Here is a 20,849-nt window from a genome sequence, read left to right on the forward strand (position 1 = left end):
TTTCGCCTCGCGTCTTCGGGCGCGATGGGGCTGTGGCGCAGTTGGTAGCGCGTCTCGTTCGCAATGAGAAGGTCAGGGGTTCGAATCCCCTCAGCTCCACCAGTTTCACCGAGCCGCAGGTCGTCTCCGACCTGCGGTTTCGTCGTTCTACGACCCCCAGCGCAGGTGGTAGGCCACCAGCGGCTGGATCGCAGCGAGCAGGTCGCGGCCGCGCGGGGTGAGCCGGTAGCGGACCGAGACCGGCGTCGTCGGGATCACCTCGCGCTGCACGAGGTCGTGCGCCTCGAGCTCGCGCAGGCGGGCGGTGAGGAGGCGGGCCGAGAGGCCGTCGACGGCGCCCTGGATCTCGCCGAACCGGCTGGCGCCCCGTCCCAGGGCCAGCATGATCGCGCCGGTCCAGCGCCGGCCGACGAACTCGAGGGCGGGGGTGGCCTCGCGGCAGGTGGCGTCGTCGATCAGGTGGCGGGCGGGAGCGGTGGTCACTTACCTAGAGTAACTCGCTTACGCCCGGTTGTCCCGCGTCGGTGGACGGCGGATCCTGGAGGCATGCCCGACTACGGCCACCCCCTGCGCTTCGGATCCTTCGTCACCCCCACGGCCGCGCCGCCGCAGCGGCCGGTCGAGCTCGCGGTGCTCAGCGAGGAGCTCGGCTACGACCTGGTCACCTTCCAGGACCATCCGTACCAGCCGTCGTTCCTCGACACCTGGACCCTGATCTCATACGCCGCGGCGCGCACGGAGCGGATCCACCTCTCCGGCAACGTGCTCAACCTGCCGCTGCGCCAGCCCGCCGTCCTCGCGAAGTCGGTGGCCAGCCTGGACCTGCTCTCCGGCGGCCGGGTCGCGCTCGGCCTGGGTGCCGGCGGGTTCTGGGACGCGATCGAGGCGTACGGCGGCACGCGGCTCACGCCGGGCGAGAGCATCGACGCCCTCGACGAGGCGATCCGGATCATCCGCGGCGTCTGGGACACCGCGGACCGGTCCGTCCTCGCGGTCGACGGCACCCACCACCGCATCCATGGCGCCAAGCGTGGCCCGGCGCCGGCGCACGAGGTCCCGATCTGGCTCGGCGCCTACAAGCCCCGGATGCTGCGCCTGATCGGGCGGGCGGCGGACGGCTGGCTGCCCTCGCTGCCCTACCTGCAGCCCGGCGACCTGCAGCGGGGCATGCAGGTCATCGACGAGGCCGCGGTCGCGGCCGGGCGGGACCCCGCCGAGGTGGTCCGACTGCTCAACGTCGGCGCCGACGCGACGGCCGACGACCTGGTCCGGCTCGCGGTCGAGGACGGCGTCAGCACGTTCATCGTGATGGGCGACGACGAGGGCGGCTTGCGCCGTTTCGCCGGCCTCGCGGGGGAGGTGCGCGACCGGGTCGCCGAGGCGCGGACGAGCGCCGGCGTGCAGGAGCGCTCCCGGGTCCGCGGAGCGTCCGCCCTGGCTCGCCGCCGCCCCGGCATCCGGTACGACGACCTGCCGGCCGCCCTGGCCGAGCGCGCGGTCGAGCCCGGCGACCCGGCGTACGCGCGCTACACGTCGAGCTACCTGCGCGGCGGCGCGCCGGGGCTCGTGCTGCGCCCGCAGAGCGTGGCCGAGGTGCAGGCCGCGGTGGGCGTCGCCCGCGAGCACCGTGACCTGCCGCTGGGCGTCCTGAGCGCCGGCCACGGCATCTCGGGGCGCTCGCTCAACGACGGCGGCCTGGTCCTCGACGTCAGCGCCCTGGACACCGTCGAGGTCCTGGACCCCGAGTCCGGACGGGTCCGCCTGGGCCCGGGTGCCCGCTGGGCGGACGTCGCCCGCGTGCTCGCGCCGTACGGCCTGGCGGTCAGCAGCGGTGACTACGGCGGCGTCGGGGTGGGTGGTCTCGCGACCGCCGGCGGGATCGGCTGGTTCGCCCGCAGCCACGGCCTCACCATCGACCACCTGACCGCCGTCGACCTGGTGCTGGCCGACGGCCGCGCGGTCCGTACGAGCGCCACCGAGGAGCCCGACCTGTTCTGGGCGGTGCGCGGCGCCGGGGCCAACTTCGGGATCGCCACCTCCTTCGAGCTCACCGCCGCCCGGGTCGGCACCATCGGCTTCGCCCAGTTGGCCTTCGACGCGAGCGACACCGCGAGCTTCCTGGAGGGGTGGGGCCGCGAGATCGAGGCCGCCGACCGCAGCGTCACGGGCCAGGTGATCCTCGGCGCGCGCCGGAGCGGCCAGCGGATCGCCCAGGCGATGCTCGTCGTCGAGTCCGACGACCCGGAGACCGTCGTCGAGCGGCTGCAGCCGATCGCCGGGATCGCGCCGCTGCTGCAGCAGCAGGTCGTCCTCACGACCTACGACCAGGTGATGGGCCTGTTCAGCAGCGACGAGCCGCAGCAGGGGCGCGGCGAGCCGCACACTCACTCCGGGCTCGCCGACCACCTGACGCCCGCGCTCGCCGCCGAGGTGGCCGGCCTGCTGGACGCCGGGACGTCGTACTTCTTCTCGGTCCGGGCGGTCGGGGGAGCGGTCGCCGACGTCGCGAGCGAGGCCACGGCGTACGCCGGCCGCAGTGCGGCCTTCTCGCTGTCCGGCTTCGGCACCAGCGCGCGGTTCGACGACGCCTGGGAGCGGCTGGTCCCGCACCTGTCCGGCAGCTACCTCAGCTTCGAGACCGGCACCGGCTCGCCGTGGCTCGAGCGGGCGTTCCCGCCGGCCCACCTCGCCCGGCTGCGCGACCTGAAGCTCCGCTACGACCCCACCGGCCTGTTCCGCGACAACTTCTTCATCGCGCCCGCCGACGTGGCCGAGGCGGCCGGTCCGGCGGCCTGACCGATCACCGCGGGATCCCGGAGACAGCAGCGGCTGCGAGCGGGTGGTGAGCTGTCCACCTCCTGGGTGGCGCAGCAGGTGGACGCTTCACCGCGACCTCAGCGTGTCGCGACGACCCGCCGAGTCGGCGGTGTGGCAGCCACCGACTTTGGTCGGAGATCGGTGGACAGGTCACCGCCGGCCCGCGCGGCCCGCGCGCCGGCCCGGTCGGCTCGTGGGGCTGCGAACGAAATGGGTGCGGGTGGACGGTGAGCTGCCCACCGTCTTGCTGGGTCGGCAGGTGGACGGTTCACCGCGACCTCGGCGCGTTGCCACGATCCGCGCGCAGCGCGCCCGCTACGCGCTGCCGAGCAGCCCGTCGGTGGCCCGGGCCAGCCGCGCGGAGAGGGCGGAGGTCGCCGACCGAGCGTAGGTGTCGGTGAGGTGGCTGCCGCCGCGGTAGACCAGCACGTTGCCGATGACCGGGGGACAGCGGACGCCGTCGGGGCAGAGCACGTCGGACATGTCGACGATCCTGACCTCGGGCACGCGGCGGGCCGCCTCCAGCTGGCGGGGCGCTCCCGAGCGGGGGACGCTCCGCTCCTTCAGCGAGACGCACTGCGTGAGGTCGTCGAGGTGCTCCTGGACGCAGTCCGGCACGGTCGCGCTGACGGGCGGCGGGGTGTCGAGGATCGGGACGACGGTGATGCCGTCGCCGACCAGCTGCTCCCAGTACTCCACGATCCCGTCGACCATGGCGGCCTGGGTGTAGTCGTCGGTCGACGTCCCACCGGGGGGCAGGGCCTGGCTGTGCCGGGTGACGGTCACGACGACGTCCGGGTCGAGGTCCTCGATGGTCTGCAGGGCCCAGGGCTGCCAGGACTCGCAGCTGGGGTTGCGCTTGTTGTCCTTCAGCAGGGTCGAGGCGGCGAAGGGGCAGCCGTTCTTGGCGACCACGACCAGGCGCCAGCCCGCGTCCTCGGCGATCGTGCGGACCGGGCTGAACCACTGTGCGGCCTTTGAGTCGCCGACCAGGACCACGGTGCGCTCGGCGTCGGGGTCGCCGTACTCGCAGGTCTCGTAGGCCTCGGTCTCGCGCTTGACCACGCAGCCGTCGGTGTTGATGCCGGGGTAGTCGGTGTAGGCGTCGAGCGGCGAGGGACGCATCGCGTCGACCGACCTGAGGGCCGCCCAGTCGGTGTCGGCGAAGCGCGGGTCCTGAAGCGCACGGGCCCCGATCGCCTCGTCGGCGGACGCCTCGTCGACGGTGTCGACCAGGGAGAACGACGCCACCAGCGCGAGACCGGCCACCGTCGAGACCGCCATTCCGGCGGCGCCCGCCAGCAGCGCAGGTCGCGGCAGGGCGAAGCGGGGCAGGTGCCGGAACGGCGTCTCGACGTAGCGGTAGGACAGCCAGGCCGGGATCGCGGACGCCAGGACGACCAGCAGGCCCTCGCGGACCCGGAGGTGGCCCCACAGCCCCTCCGCGGCGACCAGGAACGGCCAGTGCCACAGGTAGAGGGAGTACGACAGCCCGCCGATCCACACCGCCGGGCGCAGGCCGAGTAGCAGACCCGGCCCCCAGCGCACCGTGAGACCGCCGCCGGCCAGGATCGCGGCCGCCGTACCGAGGACGGGCATCAGGGTCGCCGTCCCGGGCCACACGGTCGTGGACCCGAGCTCGAGCACGCTGTAGGCGATCAGGGCCAGGCCCGCCCAGCCGAGGACCGCGCGCAGCGCCGACGGCAGGCGCACCAGCGTCGGGAAGGCGATCGCGAGCAGCGCGCCGACCCCGAGCTCCCAGATCCGGGTGGTGGAGACGAAGAAGGCCAGGCCGGGCTGCGCCACGGCGTACGACAGGCTGAAGACGAAGGAGGCGACCGAGATCGCCGTGATCGTGACCAGCAGGCCGGTGCGCCAGCGCGCCCGCGCGAGCGCGACCACCGCGGCGATCAGCAGCGGCCAGACGACGTAGAACTGCTCCTCGACGGCCAGCGACCAGTAGTGCTGCACGGGCGACGACCCGACGTTCTCGGCCAGGTAGTCCACCTCGCGCGCGCCGAGGCGCCAGTTCACGACGTAGAGGGCGGCCGAGACGATGTCGCCGCCGAAGTCCTTGCGGTTGTTGACCGGCAGGCAGACCAGCGCGACGACGGCGCTGAAGACCAGCGCCAGGGTGCTCGCCGGCAGCAGCCGGCGGGCGCGCCGGGCCCAGAAGTCGGCGAGCCCGAGCCGGCCCCGTCGCTCGACCTCGCGCACCATCAGGGAGGTGATCAGGAAGCCCGAGATGACGAAGAAGACGTCGACGCCGACGTAGCCGCCCGGGACCCAGGCCAGCCCGGCGTGGTAGATCAGCACCGAGAGGACGGCGACGGCCCGGAGGCCCTCGATGTCGGGCCTAAAGCCCTTCGACGTGGCCGGGCTCTCCCGATGGCGGCTCACGGCACTCACGCGCCGGAACACTAACCGGCGAGCCCACCCTCGAGAAAACCCTGCGCGATCGGCCGGACCGGCCGAAGAAGGAGAGGTCCTCCCACCGCCCTGCCCGGAGCACCCATGCCCGCACGCCCCGCCCGCCACCGTCCCCGGGCCGTCGTCGCGACGGTCGCCGTCCTCGTGGCCGGACTCGTCGCCGTCCTCGGCGGACAGGGGCCGGCGTCGGTCGCCCAGGCGGCCCGGACCGCCAATCCGACCGGCACGGCCGCCGGGAGCCCGCCCAACGGGGTCGGCAATCTGCGGGTCGGACTGGCCGCGACCGCCGACGGCCGGATCCGGGTGACCTGGGACCGCAGCCGGGCCCGGCAGCTCAAGTGGTACGTCGTCCAGGTCAGCCCGGGGCGTCGGATGGAGGCGCAGGTGCGGTCGTACCGGGTCGGTCGCACCCGGGGCTCGCTGGTCGTGCCCCGGGCCGTCGGCGCCACTCCCGCGTCGGGCAACTTCTCCTTCGTCAGGGTGGTCGCCCACCTGCGCCGGGGCGGGGCGACGGCCAGCCAGACCAAGTGGATCCAGGCGCCGCTCGGCAGCCGGTGCACGGCCGCCGCGCGGGACCGGGTCATCCTCGCGTCGTTCAACATGCAGACCTGGGCGGCCGACCGCCACCTGGGTCCCGGCCGGAACTGGACCCGGCGTGGCGACAACGTCGTCCGGGAGATCCTCCGCAGCGGCGCGCACGCGATCGCGATCCAGGAGACCAGCGGCTCGACCCGGGTCGGGTTCGGCGACCGGCCCCAGAAGCAGTGGGTCCTCGACCGACTCAACGAGGTCGACCCCGACCCGAGCGCGCACTGGGTCGACGCGGTCGACGACGAGTACTACCGGCCGCCGGAGGGCCGCGTCCCCGGCCTGGTCGGCACCCGGGTGTTCTACGACGCCAGCAAGTACGACGCGCTCGACGCCGGCCTGGAGCGGATCATCGACCCCGCCTTCGACAAGGACTCGCTGATCCCCTGGGTCCGGCTGCAGTCGGTCCGCGGCGACCAGGCGCCCTTCGTCCTGACCTCCAACCACCTGCGCGTCGGCGTCGTCGGCAGCACCACGGAGTGGCACATCCGGGCCCGCCAGACCGCCCGGACCATCGCCGTCATGCGCGCGCTGCGCCAGGCGTACGGCGACCAGGTCTTCCTGGCCGGGGACCTGAACTCCACCAGCGGCACCCTGCCGTCCAACAACGTCCACCAGGCGCTGATGGCCGCCGGCTTCTACGACGCCTACGCGACGACCCGCATCGTCGGCGGTCAGTACCCGACGACGCAGGACTCGCGGTTCCCGGTCCACCGGACGCCGCTGCGCCGCGACTACCTCCTGTCGCTGGGCACCGCGAAGGGCTCCTGCGGCTACCGGAACCAGACCTACGCCAGCGCGGACCGGGTCGCCTCCGACCACTTCCTGCAGGTCGCGGTCCTGCCGCTGCCGCCGCTCTGAGGCGCTCGGTTCACCCCTACGGGCTGTTTCCGGGGTACGACGACGGGTACCTGCGCAGTCCGTCCGGCGTACGCGCCACCGTCTCGGAACCGGAGAGCCCATGTCCGCCCGTCCCACCTCCGTCCGTCCCGTGCGGGCGCTCGTCGCCGGGGTCGTCGTACTCCTGACGAGCACCCTGCTGGCTGCTCCCGCCGGGGCGTCCGACGCCGCCGAGCGCCGCAACACCAATCCCACCGGCACCCGCTCGGGCAGCCTGCCGAATGGCGCCGGCAACCTGAAGGTCCGCCTGGCCGCGACGGCTGACGGTCGGATCCGGGTGGGCTGGGACCGCAGCCGGGCCAAGCAGTTCAAGCGCTACACCGTGCTGGTCAGCCCCGGACGGCAGATGCGGACCCAGGTCAAGGCCTACCGGGTCAGCCGCAAGCGCAGCGCCCTCGTCGTCGACCGGGCGGTCGGCGCCACTCCGGCCTCGGGCAACTACTCCTTCGTCAAGGTCTACGGCGTACGCCGCAACGGCTCCAAGACCGCGAGCCAGACCAAATGGATCCAGGCGCCGATCACCAGCCGCTGCACGGCGGCGGCGCGCGACCAGGTGACCATCGGCCTGTTCAACGTCCGGACCTGGGCGGCTGACCGCAACCTCGGCCCGCGCCGCAACTGGACCCACCGCGGACCGAACGCGATCCGCGAGATCCTGCGCAGCGGCGCGCACGCGATCGCCATCCAGGAGGCGAGCGGGTCGGAACGGCTGGGCTTCGGCAAGAAACCGCAGAAGAAGTGGATCCTCGACCGGCTCAACGCCACCGACCCGGACAAGGGCGCCCGTTGGGTCGACGCGCTCAGCGACGACGCCTACCGTCCGCCGAAGGGTCGCGTCCCCGGCCTGGTCGGCACCCGGGTCTTCTACGACGCCAGCAAGTACCGCAAGCTCGACGCCGGGCTGGCCCGGATCGTCGACCCCGGGTTCAAGAAGGACTCGCTCATCGCCTGGGCCCGGCTGCAGTCCGTGCGCGGCGACCAGGCGCCGTTCGTGCTGAGTTCCAACCACCTGCGCGTCGGCGTGGTCGGCAGCGTCAAGGAGTGGCGCATCCGGGCGCGCCAGACCCGGAAGACCATCGAGGTCCTGGGTGGCTTGCAGCGGCGCTTCGGCGGCCAGGTCTTCCTCGCGGGCGACCTGAACTCGACCAACAACACCAAGCCGTCCAACAACGTGCACCAGATGCTGATGCGCGCCGGCTACTACGACGCCTACGCGACGACCCGGATCTCCGGATCGAAGTTCCCCACCACGCAGGACTCGAAGTTCCCGCTGTACAAGACCCCGCTGCGCCGCGACTACATCCTGTCGCTGGGGCCGGTGAAGGGGTCGTGCGGCTACCGCAACCAGATCTACCGCAAGCCGTCCCGCATCGCCTCCGACCACTTCATGCAGGTCGCGCAGATGCCGCTGGCCTGAGGTCCGACGCCGACCCGTCGATCTGCGACCGACACGCCGCGGAAATGGGGTCCTGAGTGACGGGTCAGGGGGCCAGGGTAGCGAGAACGTCGCGCAGCCAGGCGTGGCCGGCGTCCAGCTCCTTCGCCGGGTGCCAGAGCATGGTCATCGTCAGCGGCGGGAGCGGGACGGGCGAGTCCAGAACCACGGTCCCGGCGGCGTCGGCCATCAGCTCGGCGAGGGCCCGGGGCACGAAGCCGAGGCGGTCGGTCCCGGCGACCAGGAAGGGCACGCTGACCAGGTCCCCGGTGACGATCTCGGTGCGGGTCTCGATCCCGCGCCCGTGCAGCGACTCGACGGGAGGGATGTGCCCGCCCTGCTGGAGGCGGAAGGCCACCCAGGTCGCGCCGCGCAGCGCCTCCTCGGTCAGCGGGGTGGCCGTGTGGGCGCCGGTGGCCGACCCGACGAGGACCCACTCGTCCGGCACCAGGTCGACGTACGGGTAGTCCGGGATCGAGGCCCGGGGGAGGACCAGGCCGTCGACCCCGAGCAGCTGGCCGTCGAACTCGGTCAGGGTGCTGGAGGCGATGGGCAGGAACCGGAGGACGGCCGAGGGCGCCTCGCTGGCCACCCGCGCCGCGATCGCGGCACCGTGCACCGTGGTCAGGTAGTCGGAGGTGACCAGGTCGAAGCGCCGGGTCGTCGTGGCCGGGTCGAAGGCGTCCGCCAGGTCGAAGAGGCTGCGCATCTCCGCGAGCGCCGCCGGGGTGCGGGCCGCGAGGCCGGTCGCGAGCGGGGTCAGGACGTACCGGGTGCCGTGCCGCACCAGGAGCTCGTCGTCGAAGTGGCGGCGGAGCTTGGCCAGCGACGAGCTGACGGCGGGCTGGCTCACCCCCAGGCGCCGGGCGGCGCCGGTCACCGAGCGCTCCCGCAGCAGGTGGTCGAGGGTCGTCAGCAGGTGCAGGTCGAGGTTCCGGTAGGTGCCCACCACCGGATTATGGGCGAGGGCCGACGACCCGGCCGGGCCGTGGTCGAGACCACCGGACGACGTCGGACGGCAGGCTCCGCGCCCGTCCCGCGCCCGCAGCGCCCTGACGTGCACCTATAAGCGAACGCCATGCAGCCCATACCGACTTCGCCGGCGGGGAGTGTTGCGGTCGTCACAGTTCTCGGGCGAGAGTTGTGCGTCACGTCACGTGAAACGATTCAAGATCGGCACGTCCAGACGTGAACCCTCCCGGTCCCAGCTCGAGGTGCGGACCGACGGTTGCCCTTCACCAGCAGGTGGACGGGCCGGACAGCCCTGCCCCGAGCAGGTGCGCACGGAAAGAGGAACTGTGATGCGTTTCAACCAGGACGGCGCTCGATGAGGCGGCTCCGCAAGCGGTCGGTCTCCCTCGCGGCCACCGCGGTGGTCGGCCTCGGCTCGATCACCCTGGCGACGACGACCGGCACTCCCGCTGCGTCCGCCGCAGCGGACGGCGCCTCGTCCAGCATCTCCGCGGACGAGTTCTCGACTCCCGACATGACCTACCGACCGGGGGTGCGGTGGTGGTGGTCCGGCGGGTCGATCGAGACCGACGTGCTCGCCGAGCAGCTGGAGTACCTCGCCTCCCACGGCTTCGGCACCGTGGAGATCAACCCCTACCGCGTCGTGCCGAACGTGCCCGACGCGCAACTGCAGGACATCTACACGCCGGCGTTCTACGAGAAGCTGGAGTTCGCCGTCGCCAAGGCCGACGAGCTCGGCATCACCGTCGACCTCAACATGGGCTCGGGCTGGAACGCCAACAGCCAGTTCACGACCATCGCCGACAGCGAGGGCAACCTCTCGCTGGGCCGCGCGACGCTCACCGGCGCACAGGTGAAGGCCGGCGGCATCGCCGTACCCGCCCTGACCAAGAGCCTCCAGTACGGCGCCGCCGTGACCCCGAGGTTCGCCCCCGAGCTGGCCCGTCTGCAGGGGGTCGTGGTCGCCAAGCGCACCGGCACCGCCGGCGCGGTCACCGGTGACGCCCGCCTGTTCGACGACGGCGCGACGGTCTGGGACCAGCGGGTCACCCTGGACGTGAACGACAGCCACTTCGTCGACGCCAGCGAGATCAGCGGCACCTCGTTCCGGCTCGACCCCGCCGTCACGGCCGCGATGGCCGACGGGGACAGCTACGAGGTCGTGGCGCTCTGGTCGCTGCCCGCCGGCGCCAGCGGGGCCGGGACGACGACGGCCCGGCCGGACTGGTTCACCGTCGACCACATGGACGCGGCCAAGACGCTGCGCTACGTCAACCAGTGGGTGGGCGAGGCCAACCTCAGCCGGATCGTCTCGACGTACGACAACGTCCGCGCGCTGTTCAACGACAGCCTGGAGCTGCACACCGACCTCTACTACAACGAGGGCATCTCCGCGCTGGCCAAGGACGCCGAGCACAACGGCCTGGGCTACGACTTCAGCAAGTACCTGCCGACGGTCTACCGCCAGAACCTGAACACGGCGGCCTACCGGCCCAACACCATGGGCGGCTCGGCCGACTCCTACCTGACCTACACGACCGACAGCGCCACGACCAACCGGATCCTGGCCGACTACCGCACGCTCGTCGGCGTGAAGATGGCCGAGGGTCTGCGCGGCTTCCAGAAGGGCAGCAACTCGCACGGGCTGCTCTTCCGGCAGCAGGCCTACAACCCGCCGATGGACGTCATCGGCTCGGCCGAGTACGTCGACATCCCCGAGGACGAGCAGCACGACGAGTACCGGCTGATCACCGCGTCGTCGGGCGCCAACCTGCACGACCGGAACCTGGTCACCGCGGAGCAGTTCACCCTCGGCCTGACGCCGATGCAGAACACCCTCGACACCCTGAGGGTCGGCTTCGACCTGATGGCCACGGGCGGCGTGAACAACTTCTTCTACCACGGTCTCAGCTACCCCTACGGCAAGGGCAGCGCGCAGTACGGCGAGAACGGCTGGGCGGCCTTCCCGACCATCGGCGTGAACATGACCGAGGACAACACGCTGGCGCCGTACTTCGGCCAGCTCAACGCCTACGCGTCCCGGCTGAACTACCTGATGCAGCAGGGCGACCCGAGCCGCGACGTCGCGGTCTACGCGCCGTACAACACCCGGGCGGTCGCCACCGGCGCCACGCCCACGCTCAACGCGAACGGCTACGCCTGGGACGTCATCAACGACAAGAGCATCCAGGCCGCGGACACGACGTTCGCGGACGGGCGGCTGAGCGTCAACGGCGGCAAGGCGTCGTACGACGCGCTGGTCGTGCACACCTCGACGGTGCCGGTCGAGACCATGCAGAGCCTGCTCCGGCTGGCCGAGCAGGGCGCGCCGATCGTCTTCTACGGAGCCCTGCCGAACTCGCAGGCCGGGTACGCCGACGGCCGGTACGCCGCCCTCGACCGCCAGGTCGCCACGCTCGCCAACCAGGTCCTGCTGATGGGGGACGCGGCGTACAACCCGACCAGCGAGGCCTCGCTGGCCTCGACGCTGAAGCGGGTCGTCACCCCCGAGCTCACCTACGACACCAACACCGAGGTGCGCTTCACCCGCCGCACTCTGGACGACGGCGGCGAGCTGACCTACCTGCGCAACACCAGCACGACCGCCAACACCATCACCGTCCGCGCCGACGAGAAGTACGAGAACTTCTACTGGCTGGACCAGAAGACCGGGGAGATCCACGACGCCGACGTCCGCGACGGCGCCGTGACCTTCACCCTCGACCCGGGCAAGGACCCGCTGGGCCGCGGCTCGACGCCGTCCAAGCCCAGCAACGGCATCGCCCTGCTGGCCGAGCCGGCCGGGGTCACCATCCCCGCCGCCGACCTCACCCCGGGTCTCCCGGACGGGGTGGACCGGGTCGCGCCGGCCTCGACGCTGCCCGTGACCGCCCAGTCGCTGACCGTCTCCGACGACAACCTCGACGGCGTGCTCGGCGGTCCGGTCCAGACGCAGACGTTCACGGAGAACGTGCTGGGCAACTGGAAGGACGCGACCTACCAGGGCGGCACGCTGCGCTCGGTGGTGTCCGACGGCGTCTACCGGGCGACGGTCGACGTCACCCCCGAGAAGGGCAGGCGCTACGTGCTCGACCTGGGCGAGGTGCACACCGCGGCCCGGGTCACGGTGAACGGCCAGGACGCGGGCAGCGTGATCTTCGCGCCGTACGAGCTCGACGTCACGTCGCTGCTGAAGGCCGGCGCCAACCAGGTCGAGATCGCCGTCACGCCGCGGAAGAAGAACCGCTACTTCCCGGCGGCGACCAACGCCAACGGCCAGTACTCCATGGCCGCTCCGCAGGATGCCGGTCTCGTCGGTCCGCTGACGCTCGACGTCTCGCCCCTCGCCGCGACCAGCCCGGCGGCGGTGACGGCACCTCGGGTCACCGGCACGCCCGTCGTCGGTCGCACCCTGACCGCCGACCCGGGCACCTGGGACGTCGCCGGCGTCGGCTTCGCCTACCAGTGGCTGCGCGGCGGTACGCCGATCGCCGGGGCGACCGGGTCGTCGTACCGGGTCGTGACGGCGGACGCCGGTCGGGCGCTCGCCGTCCGGGTAACCGCCACCAAGGCGGGCTACGGGCCGGGGGTCGCGGCCTCGCGGACCGCGACGGTGGCCCGGCTGGGGTCTACCGCCCGGGTCGCGCTGAGCGCGCGGAAGATCACGGCGGGCCAGGCGGTCCGAGTCACGGTGCGGGTCGCCGCCCCGGGCCTGGCCGGACCGACCGGGACCGTGCGGGTGACCCGCAACGGTGCCGTCGTCCGCACCGTGAAGCTGCGGGCGGCCGACCGCGGGGTGGTCACCGTCCGGCTGCCGAAGCTGCGGCGCGGCACCTACCGAATCGCGGCGTCCTACCTCGGTGACGCCCAGGTGGCGCCGAGCAGGGCGACCGCGGTGAGGGTCAAGGTCCGCGCGCGGCGCTGACCGACCAGGGGGCGGCGGCCGGGGATCCCGGTCGCCGCCCCTGTCGCGTCGAGGAGGAGGGCGGGCGATGAGTCGCATCCCGCACACCGAGCTGCGGGCGGCGTGCGACCCGGCGGAGGTGCGCCGCTGGGCGCGCGAGGCCGGCCTGGTGCTCGCCGACCAGGGCTCGCTGCCGCGCTTCGTGCTCGAGGAGTTCCTGCGGGCCGGGACCCGTGACGGGGCGGCTCAGCCGACGCGCTCGGCCCCTTCGACGACCGGTGCGACCGACCAGTAGCGCCGGTCGTGATGGAGCAGCGGCGCGGCCTCGGGGCCGAGCGTGACGTCGTCCACGCGCAGCAGCACCAGCCAGGACCCGCCGGCCGGGATGACCTGCTCCACCCGCCCGCCGTACGACGCCGTCGCGCCCGCCAGCAGCGGCGTCCCGTCGGCCGCCCGGCTCCACCCCTGCTCCGCGGTGAACCGGGCGGCCGTCCGGGAGGCGAAGGCGGCGGCGACCTCCACCTGGTCCGCCGCCAGCTGGTGGACGACGAGCCGTCCGGCGTCGACCAGGGCACCGGCCGTGGTGCTCGACCGCAGCAGGGAGAACGACAGCAGCGGGGGCTCCACGCTGACCGAGGCCACGCTGGACACGGTGGCGCCGACCGGACCGGTCGGCGTGGCCGCAGCCACGATGGTCACCCCGGCCGCGTGCCGGCGGAAGCCGGAGCGGAACCGGTCGGGCAGCTCGTCGTACGCCATGGACCTGAGGCTAGGAGCTCAACCGCGGTTGAGGTCCAGTCGACGTGCGCGAGGTCACGCACCGCCGGCCGGCAGCTCCTCCAGCATCACGTCGGGGTTGTCGCGGGCGGTGGCGGAGGCCCGCCACTGGTCGACGAAGAGGGCCAGGTAGGTGCCGTCGGAGCGCTGCAGCACCTCGGTGCCCCGGCCGCCGGCCAGCGCGGCGGCGCCCTCGGCATCGGTACGGCGGGCCACGGAGTAGTCGACCCGCGAGAGCCGGATCGGCGAGTTGAACTCGTTGGTCATCCGCTCCTGGACGACCTCGAACTGCATCGGGCCGACCGCCGCCAGCACCGGGCTCTGGTCGCCGCGCAGGTCCGAGCGGAGCACCTGGACGACGCCCTCCTGGTCCAGCTGCTCGATGCCCTTGCGGAACTGCTTGAACCGCCCGACGTCGGCCGCGGAGGCGGCCATGAAGTGCTCGGGGGCGAAGGAGGGCACCGGCGGGAACTCGATCGGCTCCCCGACGTACACCGTGTCGCCGACGCGCAGCGCCTGGGCGTTGACCAGGCCGATGATGTCGCCGGGGGAGGCCTCCTCGATCGAGGAGAGCTCGCGGCCGAAGACCGCCTGCGCGTACTTGGTCGCGAACGGCTTGCCGGTGGTCGCGTGGGTGACCACCATGCCGCGCTCGAAGGTGCCGGAGACGACCCGGGCGTAGGCGAGCCGGTCACGGTGGGCGGCGTTCATGCCGGACTGCACCTTGAAGACGAAGGCGCTGAACTCGTCCTCGACCTCGCGGACCGAGCCGTCGACGCCCGGCGTCGCGTGCGGGGCCGGCGCCAGGTCGAGCAGCAGGTCGAGGAGCTGGGCCACGCCGAAGTTCTGCAGCGCGGACGCGAACATCACCGGCGTCGTCGTACCGGCGAGGAAGAGCTCCTGGTCGTGGTCGGCCCCGTCGGCCTCGAGCAGCTCGTGCTCCTCGACGGCGTCCTGCCAGACCGGCCGGTCGGCCTCGTCGACCTCGCCCGCCGGCATCCGCTTCTCGGGCGCGCGGGTCGCGCCGCCGGCGGTGCGCGTGTACTTCACGAACTCGCCCGTACGACGGTCCAGCACCCCGCGGAAGTCGCCCGCCTCGCCGACCGGCCAGGTCAGCGGCGTCGGCCGGAGCTTGATCTTCTGCTCGATCAGGTCCATCAGCTCGAGCGCCGCGAGGCCCGGGCGGTCCCACTTGTTGATCACGGTGATGACCGGGATGCCGCGCAGCGCACAGACCTTGAACAGCTTGAGGGTCTGCGGCTCCAGTCCCTTGCCCGCGTCGACCAGCATCACGGCCGAGTCGACCGCGGAGAGCACCCGGTAGGTGTCCTCGGAGAAGTCGCTGTGGCCGGGGGTGTCGACCAGGTTGACGACGTGGTCGCGGTAGACGAACTGCAGGGCCGCGGAGGTGATGGAGATGCCGCGGGCCTTCTCCATGTCCATCCAGTCCGACACGGTGGCGCGGCGCCCGCCCTTGCCGTGCACGGCGCCGGCCTCGGTGATCACCCGGGCGTGCAGGGCCAGGGCCTCGGTCAGGGTGGACTTGCCGGCGTCGGGGTGGCTGATCACCGCGAAGGTACGGCGGGGGCGGCTGTCGGGCACCTGGCGAACCTAACCCGTGGCGCGGGGCGTGACGACATTGAGAAGACGCCGAGCCGGCGGCCCGTCCCACCGGTTCGCCCGGGCGACGGGGGCGTTGGTACCCTCGACAACAGGAGAGGTGGTCCGCGCCCTCGGCTCTTCGGGCGGCGCAGCCGGTCACCACCCCACGCACCTCCGGTCGGTCCCGCGGTTCTCGCAGCCCCGGCCGGGTCCTGACGCCTCGTGCCGGGGCGTCGTGCGTGACCGCGTCACCAGGCCGGGCGGGTCAGCCCGGCACCGAGGAGGGGTCTGTGGCTCGACGAGGCCAGCGCCAGAACGGCGCTCGCCGTCCGGCGGCGCGCCAGCGCGGTCGTGCGCTGGACAACGAGGGGATCATCCCCGTGCTCGCCCGCGCCGTGCGCGAGGTGGAGACCGCCGTGCAGCGGGGACGGGTGGACGGGTCCACCCGGACCAAGTTCCAGGTCGTGGCCCTGCTGGTGCGCGAGGAACGGCACCGGCTGAAGGCTGACCAGGAGCTGTCGGAGTCCCAGCGCGGCGAGGAGCTCAAGCGCCTCGACGGGATCGCCACGATCCTGGCCAAGACCGCCGCCCGCGACACCTCGATGCTCGTCCTGCTCGCCGAGGACGCGACCATGTCCGACTCCGCGCGCGAGCTGAAGAACGAGATGCTCCGCGCAGCCGGCGCCGAGCCGGAGCCCGAGCCCGAGCCGGACCCGGAGCCGGACCCGCTCGGCGTCCCCGCCTCCCGGCGGGTGCTGCCCGTCTCGGTGCGGCAGCGCCAGCTCTCCAACCCGTTCCTGGTCCCCGACTTCAGCGCCACCCCGCCGCGCACCGACGGGCCGCGCCGGCTCGCGACCTGGGAGCTGCTCGGCCCCCTCTTCCGCTCCTTCGAGCAGGGCGGCAAGTCCTCCTCGATGACCCTCCCGGAGCCCCAGCCGCTGCGGCTGCCGGCCGGGTTGGAGCTGATGAAGCACCAGGGCGAGCTGGTCGCCTCGGCCGCCGACGGTCACCGCACCTACCTGCTCGCCGACGAGCCCGGACTCGGCAAGACGGCCCAGTCGCTGCTGGCCGCCCGCGCCGCCGACGCCTACCCGCTGCTGGTCGTCGTCCCCAACGTCGTCAAGACCAACTGGGCCCGTGAGGCCGCTCTGTGGACCCCGGAGAAGACGGTCACGGTCATCCACGGCGACGGTCACGACGTCGACGGGTTCGCCGACATCGTGGTGGTCAACTACGAGATCCTCGACCGCCACGTCGGGTGGATGGGCGACCACGGCTTCCGCGGGATGGTCGTCGACGAGGCCCACTTCATCAAGAACAAGGGCTCGCAGCGCTCGCAGCACGTCCTCCACCTCGCCGACCGGATCCGGACCCGTACGGCGCGGCCGCTGCTCATGGCCCTCACCGGCACCCCGCTGATCAACGACATCGAGGACTTCCAGGCGATCTGGGAGTTCCTGGGCTGGATCGACGACAAGAGGCCGCGCCGCGAGCTGATGGACAAGCTGGAGGAGATCGGCCTGACCCCGGCCGACCCGGTCTTCTACCCGGCCGCCCGCGGCCGGGTGATCGAGATGGGCATCGTGCGCCGCCGCAAGGTCGACGTGGCCGCCGACATCCCCGCCCGCCGGGTCGCCGACCTGCCGGTCGAGCTCGAGGGCGAGATGGGCCGCTCGATCCGCGAGGCCGAGCGCGAGCTGGCCCGCCGGCTCGTCGAGCGCTACGAGATGGCGCTGGCCACCCGCACCTCCGGCCGCACCGTCGAGGGCATCGACCACGAGCTGGTGCGCCGGGTCGCGACCTGGGAGCGCGAGGACACGACGACGACGTCGACCGGCGAGAACGTCTTCGGGATGATGCGCCGCATCGGCCAGGCCAAGGCCGGCCTCGCCGCCGACTACACCGCCCAGCTGGCGCGCAACGTCGGCAAGGTCGTGTTCTTCGCCAAGCACGTCGACGTCATGGACGTCGCGGAGGAGACCTTCGAGCGTCGCGGGCTGAAGTACGCCTCGATCCGGGGCGACCAGACGCCCAAGAACCGCCAGAAGAACATCGACGCCTTCGTGAACGACCCCGAGGTCGCGGTCGTGGTCTGCTCGCTCACCGCGGCCGGCGTCGGCCTCAACCTGCAGGTGGCGTCCAACCTGGTGCTCGCCGAGCTCTCCTGGACCGACGCCGAGCAGACCCAGGCCATCGACCGGATCCACCGCATCGGCCAGGACACCCCGGTCACCGCCTGGCGGATCATCGCCTCGCAGACCATCGACACCAAGATCGCCGAGCTCATCGACAGCAAGGCCGGCCTCGCCGCCCGTGCCCTCGACGGCTCCGACGAGGAGATCGGCTCGTCGGCCGACATCCAGCTCGAGGCCCTGGTGGCCCTGCTCACCGAGGCCCTGGAAGAGCGCGAGACCGCCTCCGTCTGACCCCGCCTCCCGCCGACTCAGCAGAAGTGGTGGGCCGAGTCAGCACAACTGGTGCTGACTCGGCCATTTACGGGGTGGTGCGGAGGAGGCCCGGGCCGAAGACGAACCGGTCGACCTCGATCCGGATGGCGACCCGGGTCGGGTTCTCGCGGGGCTGGCGGTAGCGGCCGGCGTACCGCTCGACCGCGCGGGCCACGGTGTCGGGGTCGTCGTGGACGGTGCCTTGGCCCTCGATCGTCGACCAGCGGCCGCCGTCGACCTGACAGACGGCGACGTGGCCGCCCCCGGCCAGGTTGAGCGCCTTGCGGGAGCTGGCGTTGGTGATCACCCACGCGCAGCCGCGCTCCGGGTCGATCGCCGCGCCGACCGGTACGACGTGGGGACGGCCGTCGGGCCGCAGCGTGGTCAGCGTGCAGAGGTGCCGCTCGGTCCAGAAGTCGGTCAGGAGGTGGGGGAGGGCGTCCCAGCCGGGGACGAAGATGCTCACGCGGGAAGCGTAGGGCTCCGGAACCGGGCGACGAGCGCGATCATCGCGATCGCCCCGGTGATCGCGGCCACGGCGGTCACGACGGACTCCGGGGAGTCGCCGAGCCGCCCGACCGCGATCCAGGCCAGACCCCAGGCGCTCGCGAGCGCGACCGGCCAGCGGCCGCCGTACGACCTCGCGAGCCAGGCGCCGCCCGCCAGCACCAGGAGTACGGCGAGCACCGCGCCCGCCTCGGCGACGGCCCGATCGACGGTGATGTCGACCGCGAGCGCCGCGGCGACGTTCGCGCAGGTCGCGACGCCGACCCAGCCGAGGTAGAGCCCGAAGGTGCCGTCGAGCACGATCCGGTCGCCGAGCGAGCGGGCCGGCCGGCGCGCGAGCCGCGCGACCAGCAGCACCAGCGTCGTCAGCAGGGCCAGGATCACCAGCACGCTGACCCAGATCCAGCCGGCCTGGGTGACCAGCAGCCAGGCGGCGTTGAGGACCATCGACGCGGCGGCGAGCCACCCGGTCGCGCGGGCCCGCTCGTCGGTGGCCTTCGCGGGCAGCCACTGCCAGACGGTGTAGGCCGCGAGGCCCAGGTAGATGACCGACCAGATCGAGAACGCCGGGCCGGCCGGGGCGAGCAGGGTGGCGTCCGCCGCCAGCGCGCCGCCCGACGACTCCGCGACGCGGGTGCCGATCACCCCCGTCCCGACCAGGGTGCCGACGACGCAGAAGATCTCGGCGAGGGTGACGGTGACGCGACGGGCGAGGTCCATGGCCCCGCGGTACCCGTCAGATCCAGCGCGCGAACCAGATCCGGTCGAGCCACTCGCCGTGGGTGAGCAGGCCGTTGGTGAAGATCGGCCAGAACCACGCGAAGTTCAGCAGGGTCAGCACGACGAACGACCCCGACACCACGACCCCGACGGTACGACGACGCGTCGGCACCCGGTCCGGTCCGATCAGCCGGCCCATGGTCAGGGTCAGCGCGAGGACGACGAACGGCAGCGTCACCACCGCGTAGAACAGGAAGATCGGGCGGTCGTCGTACAGCAGCCAGGGCAGCCAGGTCGACGCCGTACCGACGACGGCGACGCCGAAACGCCAGTCCCGTCCGCCCACCCAGGCGACGACCGCGAACAGCAGGGCGACGATGCCGCCCCACCAGATGGTGGGGGTGCCGAGGAGCAGCACCTGGCGCAGGCAGTCGCTGCCCGCGGGCGCGTCGCAGCCGCGGGTGCCGGGCTGGATGCCGGTGTCGGCGGCCACCCCGACCGGGCGGTTGAGGAGCAGCCAGCCGGACGGCTTCGAGGCGTACTGGTGACTGCTGCAGTTCAGGAAGTGGGTGTGGAAGGTGAACACGTCCTGGTGGTAGTTCCACAGCGAGTGCAGGGACTGACGGACCTCCCCGAGACCGCCGGCGTCCGGCTCGGTGGCCGTCGGCCACTGGTCGTCGTTCTTCTCGTCGACCACGAGGTCGCCGTCGGCGCAGTGGCCGCTCACGAAGGTCGTGTACTGGGTCTGCGACAGGTGCTCCTCGTACTGGTCGGCGTGCACCAGCCAGCCGGTCCAGGTCGCGACGTACACGACCAGGCCGACGCCGACGAGGTAGCCGAACGCCGGCAGCCCGTCCACGACGGCCGAGCGCAGCACCGCCCACCGCACCCCGAAGGTACGACGGGCGCCGGCGCTCCAGAGCCAGGCCAGCAGGCCGAACGCGGCCAGCGGGTAGAGAGCGGTCCACTTGGTGCCGATCGCCAGCCCGAAGCAGACGCCGCCGGCGAGCAGCCACGGCCGCCACAGCACCGCGCGCACCGGCCCCCAGCCGTCGGTGACCGGCGCCGTCAGCTCGCGAGCCAGCCGCGCCCGGAACCAGTCGCGGTCGTTGACCAGGCAGGTGACCGCCATCAGCGTGAAGAGCGCCAGGAAGATGTCGAGCAGGGCCAGCCGGGAGAGCACGAACTGCAGCCCGTCGAGGCTGAGCAGCAGCCCGGCCGTGCAGCCGAGCAGGGTGGAGCCGGTCATCCGACGCACCAGGCGGCACATCACCAGCACCATCAGCGCACCGGCGACGGCCGCGGAGACCCGCCAGCCGAAGGGGTCCATGCCGAAGGCCTTCTCGCCGAGGGCGATCAGCCACTTGCCGACCTCGGGGTGCACGACCATCGACGGGTCGTCCTTCCACTGGCCGCCCGTCTGCCCCGCGAGGATCTGCTCGTTGGCGTCCTCGACGTACGACCGGACGTAGCCGTGGTGCAGCAGCGACCAGGCGTCCTTGGCGTAGTAGGTCTCGTCGAACTCGAACTCCTTCGGGGACCCGAGGCGCCACAGCCGCAGGAAGAGCGCCAGCAGCGCGATCCCGATGCTCGCCGTCCACCCGATCAGCGGGTCCTCGCCGCGCACCCGCCCCGTCGCCCGCTGCCAGGCGGTGGGAACGACGAGACCGGTCACCTCGCCCGCGGCACCGCGCTCGCGCGCAGGGGTCGGGGCGGACGTCGGCACGGCGGGAACTCTACGCAGCGCCCC

At 72.7% G+C, this 20,849-nt stretch carries 14 protein-coding genes and 1 tRNA gene; 7 read left to right on the plus strand and 8 right to left on the minus strand.

All coding sequences use genetic code 11. The features are described from left to right. Positions 1–26 precede the first annotated feature (26 nt). Positions 27–102, plus strand: a tRNA-Ala gene (locus BLT76_RS20845). A 45-nt stretch (positions 103–147) separates the two neighbouring features. Here BLT76_RS20845 and BLT76_RS20850 read toward each other — a convergent pair. After that, positions 148–483 carry a winged helix-turn-helix transcriptional regulator gene (locus BLT76_RS20850; RefSeq protein WP_211753113.1) on the minus strand — a complete coding sequence of 112 codons (336 nt, stop codon included), beginning with the start codon at positions 481–483 and terminating at the stop codon, positions 148–150. A gap of 63 nt (positions 484–546) precedes the next feature. On the opposite strand from BLT76_RS20850, the gene BLT76_RS20855 reads away from it, so the two are divergent. Then, complete coding sequence (locus BLT76_RS20855) at positions 547–2,796, plus strand: LLM class flavin-dependent oxidoreductase (protein ID WP_090860239.1); 2,250 nt, start codon at positions 547–549, stop codon at positions 2,794–2,796. 336 nt (positions 2,797–3,132) lie between these two features. Here the strand turns inward: BLT76_RS20855 and BLT76_RS25915 are convergent, their stop codons facing one another. Further along, positions 3,133–5,226 carry an acyltransferase family protein gene (locus BLT76_RS25915; RefSeq protein ID WP_170867183.1) on the minus strand — a complete coding sequence of 698 codons (2,094 nt, stop codon included), beginning with the start codon at positions 5,224–5,226 and terminating at the stop codon, positions 3,133–3,135. A 105-nt stretch (positions 5,227–5,331) separates the two neighbouring features. On the opposite strand from BLT76_RS25915, the gene BLT76_RS25920 reads away from it, so the two are divergent. Together BLT76_RS25920 and BLT76_RS20865 are read left to right on the plus strand one after the other, a co-directional pair. Continuing rightward, entirely contained in the window at positions 5,332–6,696 is a 1,365-nt protein-coding gene (locus BLT76_RS25920; protein WP_170867184.1) for an exonuclease/endonuclease/phosphatase family protein, read from the plus strand. A gap of 100 nt (positions 6,697–6,796) precedes the next feature. After that, positions 6,797–8,152 (plus strand): exonuclease/endonuclease/phosphatase family protein, encoded by a 1,356-nt coding sequence (locus BLT76_RS20865; RefSeq protein WP_090860241.1) that lies wholly within the window; start codon positions 6,797–6,799, stop codon positions 8,150–8,152. 64 nt (positions 8,153–8,216) lie between these two features. On the opposite strand, the gene BLT76_RS20870 is transcribed toward BLT76_RS20865, so the two are convergent. Further along, positions 8,217–9,119, minus strand: a complete 903-nt coding sequence (locus tag BLT76_RS20870; RefSeq protein WP_170867185.1) for a LysR family transcriptional regulator — start codon at positions 9,117–9,119, stop codon at positions 8,217–8,219. A gap of 378 nt (positions 9,120–9,497) precedes the next feature. Here BLT76_RS20870 and BLT76_RS20875 point away from each other — a divergent pair, with 378 nt between their 5' ends. After that, entirely contained in the window at positions 9,498–13,067 is a 3,570-nt protein-coding gene (locus tag BLT76_RS20875; RefSeq protein ID WP_090860243.1) for a glycosyl hydrolase, read from the plus strand. Positions 13,068–13,134: 67 nt separating this feature from the next. After that, positions 13,135–13,341, plus strand: a complete 207-nt coding sequence (locus BLT76_RS20880) for a hypothetical protein (RefSeq protein ID WP_090860244.1) — start codon at positions 13,135–13,137, stop codon at positions 13,339–13,341. On the opposite strand, the gene BLT76_RS20885 is transcribed toward BLT76_RS20880, so the two are convergent. Then, a complete protein-coding gene (locus tag BLT76_RS20885; RefSeq protein WP_090860245.1) occupies positions 13,293–13,805 on the minus strand; it encodes a flavin reductase family protein in 513 nt (170 codons plus the stop codon). The two genes, BLT76_RS20880 and BLT76_RS20885, sit on opposite strands and share 49 nt — an antisense overlap. A gap of 54 nt (positions 13,806–13,859) precedes the next feature. Further along, positions 13,860–15,425 (minus strand): peptide chain release factor 3, encoded by a 1,566-nt coding sequence (locus BLT76_RS20890; protein ID WP_090860246.1) that lies wholly within the window; start codon positions 15,423–15,425, stop codon positions 13,860–13,862. Positions 15,426–15,715: 290 nt separating this feature from the next. Here BLT76_RS20890 and BLT76_RS20895 point away from each other — a divergent pair, with 290 nt between their 5' ends. Beyond that, the gene (locus BLT76_RS20895; RefSeq protein ID WP_090860247.1) at positions 15,716–17,851 is read left to right on the plus strand and encodes a DEAD/DEAH box helicase; all 2,136 of its coding nucleotides are present in this window, start codon (positions 15,716–15,718) and stop codon (positions 17,849–17,851) included. Between the two features lie 67 nt (positions 17,852–17,918). Here the strand turns inward: BLT76_RS20895 and BLT76_RS20900 are convergent, their stop codons facing one another. The 3 genes from BLT76_RS20900 to BLT76_RS20910 are packed head-to-tail and all read right to left on the minus strand — an operon-like array spanning position 17,919 to position 20,825. Further along, positions 17,919–18,338 carry a pyridoxamine 5'-phosphate oxidase family protein gene (locus BLT76_RS20900; protein WP_090860248.1) on the minus strand — a complete coding sequence of 140 codons (420 nt, stop codon included), beginning with the start codon at positions 18,336–18,338 and terminating at the stop codon, positions 17,919–17,921. Continuing rightward, positions 18,335–19,099, minus strand: coding sequence for a tryptophan-rich sensory protein (locus BLT76_RS20905; RefSeq protein ID WP_090860249.1), 765 nt, complete (start codon positions 19,097–19,099; stop codon positions 18,335–18,337). The genes BLT76_RS20900 and BLT76_RS20905 overlap by 4 nt, the downstream gene beginning before the upstream one ends. Positions 19,100–19,115: 16 nt before the next feature. After that, positions 19,116–20,825, minus strand: a complete 1,710-nt coding sequence (locus tag BLT76_RS20910; RefSeq protein WP_244509511.1) for a dolichyl-phosphate-mannose--protein mannosyltransferase — start codon at positions 20,823–20,825, stop codon at positions 19,116–19,118. Positions 20,826–20,849: the final 24 nt, after the last annotated feature.

The sequence above is a fragment of the Nocardioides lianchengensis genome, from assembly GCF_900101465.1.
In the GTDB taxonomy this organism is placed as follows: domain Bacteria; phylum Actinomycetota; class Actinomycetes; order Propionibacteriales; family Nocardioidaceae; genus Nocardioides; species Nocardioides lianchengensis.